At 52.2% G+C, this 7,643-nt stretch carries 5 protein-coding genes and 1 pseudogene; all 6 read right to left on the minus strand.

What is annotated here, in order from left to right; translation table 11 throughout:
• A pseudogene (locus tag F3J45_RS29385) lies at positions 1-172 on the minus strand (IS5/IS1182 family transposase); the annotation flags it as partial.
• A 237-nt stretch (positions 173-409) separates the two neighbouring features.
• A complete protein-coding gene (locus tag F3J45_RS29390) occupies positions 410-1,081 on the minus strand; it encodes a DsbA family protein (RefSeq protein WP_167070854.1) in 672 nt (223 codons plus the stop codon).
• Between the two features lie 1,339 nt (positions 1,082-2,420).
• Positions 2,421-2,777, minus strand: a complete 357-nt coding sequence (locus F3J45_RS29395; RefSeq protein ID WP_167070855.1) for a hypothetical protein — start codon at positions 2,775-2,777, stop codon at positions 2,421-2,423.
• Complete coding sequence (locus F3J45_RS29400) at positions 2,774-4,909, minus strand: RHS repeat-associated core domain-containing protein (protein ID WP_167070856.1); 2,136 nt, start codon at positions 4,907-4,909, stop codon at positions 2,774-2,776. Before F3J45_RS29400 ends, F3J45_RS29395 begins: the two co-directional genes overlap by 4 nt.
• 60 nt (positions 4,910-4,969) lie before the next feature.
• Positions 4,970-5,470: an Imm26 family immunity protein gene (locus tag F3J45_RS29405; protein ID WP_167070857.1), complete on the minus strand. Its 501-nt coding sequence runs from the start codon at positions 5,468-5,470 to the stop codon at positions 4,970-4,972.
• Positions 5,467-7,643: RHS repeat-associated core domain-containing protein (locus F3J45_RS29410; RefSeq protein ID WP_167070858.1), on the minus strand; the 2,177-nt coding region annotated here is incomplete at its 5' end. The genes F3J45_RS29405 and F3J45_RS29410, both read right to left, overlap by 4 nt.

Here is a 7,643-nt window from a genome sequence, read left to right on the forward strand (position 1 = left end):
CGGGGCGCCCGGTGGCCTTGGGCTGCGTTTTCTCAAAGCCGAGTTGACCCAGATCCAGCTTGGCGACATACAGGTCGATGACCCGTACGAGGTGATCTTCAGGGATCAATTCCTCCAGCGAGACCGGGAACAGGCTGGTCTGGCTGCGGGACTCTCCTTGTATGTAGGCCATAACGAAAAATGCTCCGTATCTTTCGATACGGAGCATTTTCTTAAAGGGCCGGGCAGATTGCTAGGTTTTCACACAGCCTGTTAGGGCCCTTTTTTCGTTTCGGTCAAAACCACTCCAATCCATGGGCATCCGCACTTCTTTAGTCCTGAAGTTAGGAAAGGACAAGTGGGCCCGGTAAGGGCAGGGATACCTGCGTTCAACAGCGCACCGCGGTGCCGTAGCCGTGACGAACGTAGCCTACCTGGGCATGTCGCTGATCACGTCAGCAGGCATTTCGGAAATATCGGGCGCGCTCAACAGGTCCACCGCCGAGAGAAGAGCATCGGGTTCGATGGGGCCTTGCAGCGTCAACGTGCGCTGGGTTTGATTGTCGATCAGGCGCAGGGTTGGCGTGGCATTCAATCCGTTCTCCTGCGCCTGCGCTTTTTGCTCGTCTACGATCTGGGCAACGTTTTCGCCGGCCAGGCAACGCTGCAGGCTTGGCGTCGAACCAGGATAGGTGATGTGGCCGGCAAGCCCGCGGCCATTGCCTTGGGTGTTCAGGTAGACCCAGACCACTGCTCCCCAGAAGCCCTCGCGGCCTTCGAGCTGGCCAACGCATTCGACCAACCGCGCTTCACGGCTGGCGGCGGGTTCGTGTTGGGGCAGTGGCAGGTGGTGCCAGGCCAGGTTTACGTGATCGTTGGTAACTATCCACCGTTGCAGCTGGGGCAGGTAGATGCGGCAGTGGGGGCATTCCAGATCAGCGTGTAGCACGACGGTGAAGCGCGCATCAGGGTTGCCGTAGATCCACGGCGGGCCGCTAGCGTGGGTGTGATGAAACGGGTGCCACCAGCTCAGCGCCAGTCCGGCCAGGGCGAGCCAGCCCACCGCCCACCTCATGTTGTTTGCACTTATCCATTTGCGCATGGTGCCTCTCCTGGCAGGTCCAACCGTCCAGTTCGCCGAGGACATCGGGTTACTCGTCGCCCTCTGCGGGAGCGGCTTCTTCCAGGGTATCGGCGTCGAGGGGCTGTACTTGACCCGGTGTCTCGACCAGTCGTCGGGCATCGGCGAATGGGGCCAGGGATACGCCGGCGCCTGGGGGCAATCGGGCCTTGTGCACGCTCAGGCTGCAGGTAGAACGCCAAGGTGCCGCGATTCAGCTTGTGGGCGCTGCCGATCAGGGCGCGGGCTTCCTGCACATCGGTGCGGGTTTGTTCGGAGGAAGTTCACTGAGCAGCGCGGGCAGGTGGTCTGGACTCAGCCAGGGAAGTCTGCCGAAGTGCAGGGGAAGAGAAGGGGTAAGGGTGTCGGCGAAAGAACGCTGTAACCGTCCAAGGTCGCTTGACCACATCCCTGTGAATCGTTCGATTGTGCCGACACCTTATCGGTTTCAGGCGTGACAGTTAACCCCAATTGCGGAGCCAAGACTCGACCTCGGCTGGGCCATAGTCGCGTTTCCACGCTTTCAGAACCGTATGGTTTCCACCCTTGGTAATGGCGACTTCGCCGGTGTGGGGGTTTGCGGTAGTGTTTGACCTGCCGCGGTTTTCGGTGTTGTTTGGATTTGGGTGGGGCTAGTGGTCGGGGTTCGGTAACCGTGAGGAAGCGGAGTTTACGAATTGGGGTTGTAAGTGAGCATTTCGAGGCTGCTTTCAATGCAGTATCACCGAGTATCAAGACTTTTCATGCAGAGCCTAATATACAATTCGACCAATGCAGCCAGGCCATCGATGAATTTTCGAAAGTCGACAGGTTTGGGGTAGAGGTAGACTCTTTCGACTTTGGCGTCGGGTCGCATCATGGCCGGCGGGCTCCGGAAAGAAATTGGGAGCACAGCATCCAAGATCAGTGCAGCAGTTGTCTTGCAAATCCCGGCTCGATGTAATATCTACAAGAAAATCGGTAAGCGTGGTGTCTTGTTCAGAGTGCTGCGCGGCACCGAGAAAGCCATGGCGCAGAACTGTGCCAAGATTCAATGTCCATCCATGTGATTAAATGGTGGCTTGGTTATAATAAGCTAGAGTGTGATAATAATTGCCGATCAAATCTCTAGGTGGTTCGCCGGCACTTATTGTTCAGTGTGTGAGGAGCTCATTTATAATGTAGGGAACAGAGGTCGTCATCATTTGATGATGCTAAAATTTAGAAAGGCGCGGCTGATTTGATTGATTCGGATCAGCCGAGCTCTTCTGAGAGTGGTAGCTGCCAAAATCAGCCAAAGATGCTTGGCTGCTTTAAGTATTCTGTGAGGCTTTCCGCTTTCTTATATGCTAAATATAGATATTAGACATTTTTCAATTTCATCAATTTCTTCCTCATTTATTTTTATGCTGATCGTCTTTGACTTGTCCCAATAAAAAAAATTACTATCGAGGAGTGTTAGTGTTAATATGTTATTGTTAATTGAGTATCCTGCTTTATTGGTTGTGAATCCATAGATCTGATCATCTGCTTCTATGTAAATTGAGTTTGCTTCACCTTCCTGCTCGTTGCGACATAATCCTATGTTGTGCGGGGTTATTTTGTCGTCATGATCAAATACAAATCCAAGTGAGAAGTAACCATCGTCACTGTTTTCGTTGTCAATGTCTATGCGGATTGGTACATATAATTTATTCATATTATTTCACACCCTTTGAATCCCCTTCCGCCTTTACGAATGGGATGTAAATCATTGCCTTTAAATTTATAAGTGAGGCTTGTTGATTTTTCATGTACGGTAAGTTCTTCAAGTCCTAAGTGTTGGGCCATATTTTTAAGGCTGCGTTTGCAAAAGTTGCATACTGGAAGGCCTTCAACTGTTAATTCGCCTTTTCCGCCTCGCATTCCTTTGTCGTGGGCCTTCATCATGGCGTCAATTTCCGCGTGCATAAGGTATCTGTCATTATTTGGATAGCCTAATCCCGGAAGAGTTTTGCCGCCGATTCTAGGTATGCGTTCTGTAGGGTTAGACCCAGTAAAAATTTCACCATTCATTTCGAATGTGACATCTACCGTAGCTAATCCAAGCGGATCGATCCAGCCCAGCGGGTTAGGAGCGTAAGCGTAGAGATTAATTCCCCCCGTAATCCCTATTGGGTCTGGTTGGGTAAACCGACCCACATCTGGATCAAAAAACCTGAAGATGTTGTAGTGTAGTCCGGTTTCCTGGTCAAGGTATTGGCCTTGAAAGTGTATGTTCTGCTCACGCCCCACTTGCCGATCATGGCACTCGTGCCGCCTCCGGCCCCAGGCCTGATACTCAGCGCTCCATACTGTTTTGCCGCCAGTATCAGTTAGGAGCTCTGGCAGGCCAACCAAGCTAGTGTGAAAGTAGAAGATCGTCTCGCTGCCTTGCTTGCCATCTAGGCGGGCCAACGGTTCGTAGCTACTCGGGTCTGTGTATACGTACAGGCTGGGCCTGTCGTCCTGTACCTCTCCGAGCAACCGCAAGCCCTGCCAATAGAACAACGTGCGGTGGCTTGGTTCACAGGCGTCGTCGTTATACACTCGCTTGATAATGCGGCGACCCTGCGGGTCATAGTCGAATTTCACACGCTGCTGTAGGGCTCCGTTCTTCTGACGTACGCATATCAGTCGGTGCTCGGAGTCATACTCGAAGTACTGTACCCAACTGCTCCCGATTCGCTTTTCGCATAACCTTCCAAATCGGTCATAGCGATACCGCTTGTCCTGATAAACCAATACACGATTGTGCTTGATCGAGCCATTGAGCTTGGGCCCGTCAAACAGGTTTCCAGCTTTGTCGTACTTGTAGTCCTCGACCAGTGTCGCCTGCCAGTTGGGGCGTGATTGCTGCACGCTTTGCAGTTGTTGGTTGGGGTCGTAACCATATCGATTGCTGCCGGTGCAACTCCTGCCTGTATGGGGCAGGTTTTGGAATCGGCCGATGATCTGTTCGAGCTGGTCATCGTCATCATTGGCAGCGCGAGACATGCCTCGGCGTTGGGTCTGAGTCAACACTTCGGCGACAAGGTTGTCGCTGGCGTCATAACTATAGGTTTTGTCCAGTAATGGCAGGGCTTCAACCGGGGCGTCGCGGTAGTGAATGGCCTTCCCACTCAAACGTCCACTTTTGTCATAACGGGTGCGTGTAATCAGGCTGCCTTGGGTGCGCATGACCTCGTCATGCACAGCGTCACGCTCAAAGTCGCTGATGACCCGGCCGTCCAGGTTGATCTGGTGCAGGTGCCCGCTGCCGTAGTAGAGGTAATTGAGTTTCCGCTGATCTGGAAGCGTGAGGGTTTGCAGGTTGCCCAAGTCGTCATAGCAGTACTGCAATAGTCCGGCGCTGTTGGTTTCGCTCAGCAGTTGGCCCGCGGGGTCGTAGGTGTATTCAAGCTGCTGCTTTTCTCCCAGGTTATGGGTGAAGGTGATGGCTAATAGGTTATCGGCGGCGTCGTAGCTGTAGTCTGTAACACCATCCTCGGTTTGCTTGGTCAGCAGGCGGCCAACCGCATCGCGCTTGAAATCGTGGCGGATGGAAGTCTGCCGCGTTGCTGGGGCATTATCGGACAGTGGTGCTTGTTCATGAGGGGAGGGCACATGGGTGAGGCTGGTGACCCCATCAAGCACGTCGTATTCATAAATGCGACCACTGCCATCCAGGTCTTGCTGCGCAATTAGGCGGTCCAGCTTGTCCCAACCAAAGCGATACGATTCATCGTTTTCGTTGGTGAGCTGTAGCAGCCGGCCATAGGCGTCATAGCGAAATTTTACGCTGTAGCCCATGGCGTCCAGTCGTTCGGCCATTTTTGGAGTTAAATATTGCTCTCAGTAAAGGTGAATGATGATAGGCTATATCTTTATTTGTCATTTATCGCTCTGGTTCTGAATTCTTCTTAATAGATTTGAGACTTTATAGTTATTCAGCGGGGTGAGAGGGGGGAGGCTAACTATCTCATGTTCCGAGGCGTCTTCTGTCACGTTCAATGCGCTGACTTTTGTCCAGCTTTCTGGAGTTCCGTATGCGAAGTAGTAGTTCTTAATCCGATCTGTTGGTGTCACTTCTTGATGGCCTATTATTCTCCATTCGCCTTTCGGGTCCGTTTTTTTATCGAAGAGAGAGTAGCTATCCAGCACGATCGGGTCTGTGAGAGGTTCTATGTGCTCAAGTTCTATTGGTGTTAGTAGTGGGTCTTTTTTTATTGTTTTAAATATCTCGGCCACGTGGCCGGTGATTATCTTTGATATTATTATTCCGAAATAATAACTTTCGTTTTCTTGGGTGAAGCAGAAAATATCTCCTGCTTTGATGTTTTTTAATGTGGTTCTGGTTTTTTTGGACCATCCCCATATGTTGGCTTTATTCATTTACATGCTCCACTTTTGATTTTTGCAGGAGTTTGCGTGAGTTTTGCTTTGACTTCATTATATGCGTACTTGAAATATTTTGCTCGGTCGTCGGTTCTTGAGTGTTCGAAAGAGTTATATTTATTTCCTCTGTTCTCGCTCGATACGGGCTGACCAATTACTCCTGTTTTTGTTTTGTATTTTTCGATGTAGTATTGTTCTTGTCCTCTTGCCTGACCGTAAGTTATGTTGCTTTTGATCGGGGCTATGGCGGATGATTTTGGTAGTCGTCCAGACGTTTCGTGTTCTTCAGCTCTTCTGTCCATGCTGTTAGTTATGCCGATATAATAAGGTTTTGTAGTTAGCGGGTTTTCGTCGTAAAGGCCGTATACAGTATAGCCTGGCGTGTCTACCGCAATGAGACCCAGAGGGTCAGCCCAAGTTTTTGAGTTTGGAGCGTAGCGATAGAGATTGATGCCCCCAGTAAGACCAATCGGATCAGGCTGGGTGAATCGGCCGACAGTTGGATCGTAATACCTGAATACGTTGTAATGTAGTTCTATTTCTCGATCAAGGTACTGACCCTGAAAGCGAAGATTTTGTTCTTGAACATGCTGTGGATTGTTCCACTCATGATGCGTCTTCCCCCATCCCTGATAGTCGCTCTGCCAGATAGGCTTGCCGTCTGAATCAGTCAGTTGCTCCGGTAGCCCAGCTAGATTGCAGTGGAAGTATTGAAACGTCTCGTCGCCCGGTTTGCCGTCGATTCGTGCCAGCGGTTCGTAACTGTTCGGAGCGTCATACACATACATGCTGGCCAGCCCGCTCTGCTCTTCTTGAAGCAAGCGCAGCCCTTGCCAGTGAAACAGCACTCGCCGACGCGGCTCTGGATAGTCCTCCTGATAGACCTCCTTGCTGATCCGCCTCCCCAGCGGATCATAGGCAAACACAACTCGCTCACGTTCGCCACTCCGATACTGGTCCACGCAAACAAGCCGCTGCTCCGCGTCGTATTCGAAGTACTGCACCCAATTGTTGCCGATACGCTTCTCGCATAATCGCCCAAAACGGTCATAGCGGTACCGCTTGTCCTGATACACCAGCACCCGGTTGTGCTTGATCAGGCCATTGAGCTTGGACCCATCGAACAGGTTACCGGCCTTGTCATACTTGAAGTCCTCGACCTGCGTGGCTTGCCAGTTGGGGCGCGACTGCTGAACGGTTTGCAGTTGCTCGTTGAGGTCGTAGCCATAGCGGTTGCGTCCTGAGTAGCTTTTGCCGGTGTGTGGTAGGTCAAGGAAGCGGCCGATGATCTCGTTCTCATCGTTGGCGGCGTTGGCCATTCCTCTGCGCTGGGTCTGTGTCAGTACCTCGGCAATCAGGTTGTCGTTAGGATCGTAGCTGTAGGCCTTGTCCAGCAGCGGTAATACTTCAAGAGGGGCATCGCGGTAGTGGATAGCCTTGCCGGCCAGACGACCGCAGCAGTCGTAGCGCGTGCGCGTCATCAGCTTGCCTTGGGTGCGCAGTACCTCATCGTGCACCGCATCACGCTGGAAATCGCTGATGATTCGTCCGTTTAGGTTGATCTGATGCAGGTGCCCGCTGCCGTAGTAGAGGTAATTGAGTTTCCGCTGATCTGGAAGCGTGAGGGTTTGCAGGTTGCCCAAGTCGTCATAGCAGTACTGCAATAGTCCGGCGCTGTTGGTTTCGCTCAGCAGTTGGCCCGCGGGGTCGTAGGTGTATTCAAGCTGCTGCTTTTCTCCCAGGTTATGGGTGAAGGTGATGGCTAATAGGTTATCGGCGGCGTCGTAGCTGTAGTCTGTAACACCATCCTCGGTTTGCTTGGTCAGCAGGCGGCCAACCGCATCGCGCTTGAAATCGTGGCGGATGGAAGTCTGCCGCGTTGCTGGGGCATTATCGGACAGTGGTGCTTGTTCATGAGGGGAGGGCACATGGGTGAGGCTGGTGACCCCATCAAGCACGTCGTATTCATAAATGCGACCACTGCCATCCAGGTCTTGCTGCGCGATTAGGCGGTCCAGTTTGTCCCAACCAAAGCGATACGATTCATCGTTTTCGTTGGTGAGCTGCAGCAGCCGGCCATAGGCGTCATAGCGAAATTTTACGCTGTGGCCCATGGCGTCCAGCCGTTCGACCATGCGCCCACTGCGATCGTAGCGAAATTGCAGTTTCT

The organism is Pantoea sp. Ap-967, assembly GCF_011752565.1.
Lineage (GTDB): Bacteria > Pseudomonadota > Gammaproteobacteria > Pseudomonadales > Pseudomonadaceae > Aquipseudomonas.

Bases quoted from the DNA above. Each gene is read 5' to 3' on its own strand.
- F3J45_RS29405 (WP_167070857.1), bottom strand. From the start codon at position 5,470: ATGAATAAAGCCAACATATGGGGATGGTCCAAAAAAACCAGAACCACA.
- F3J45_RS29390 (WP_167070854.1), bottom strand. From the start codon at position 1,081: ATGCGCAAATGGATAAGTGCAAACAACATGAGGTGGGCGGTGGGCTGG.
- F3J45_RS29400 (WP_167070856.1), bottom strand. From the start codon at position 4,909: ATGGCCGAACGACTGGACGCCATGGGCTACAGCGTAAAATTTCGCTAT.
- F3J45_RS29395 (WP_167070855.1), bottom strand. From the start codon at position 2,777: ATGAATAAATTATATGTACCAATCCGCATAGACATTGACAACGAAAAC.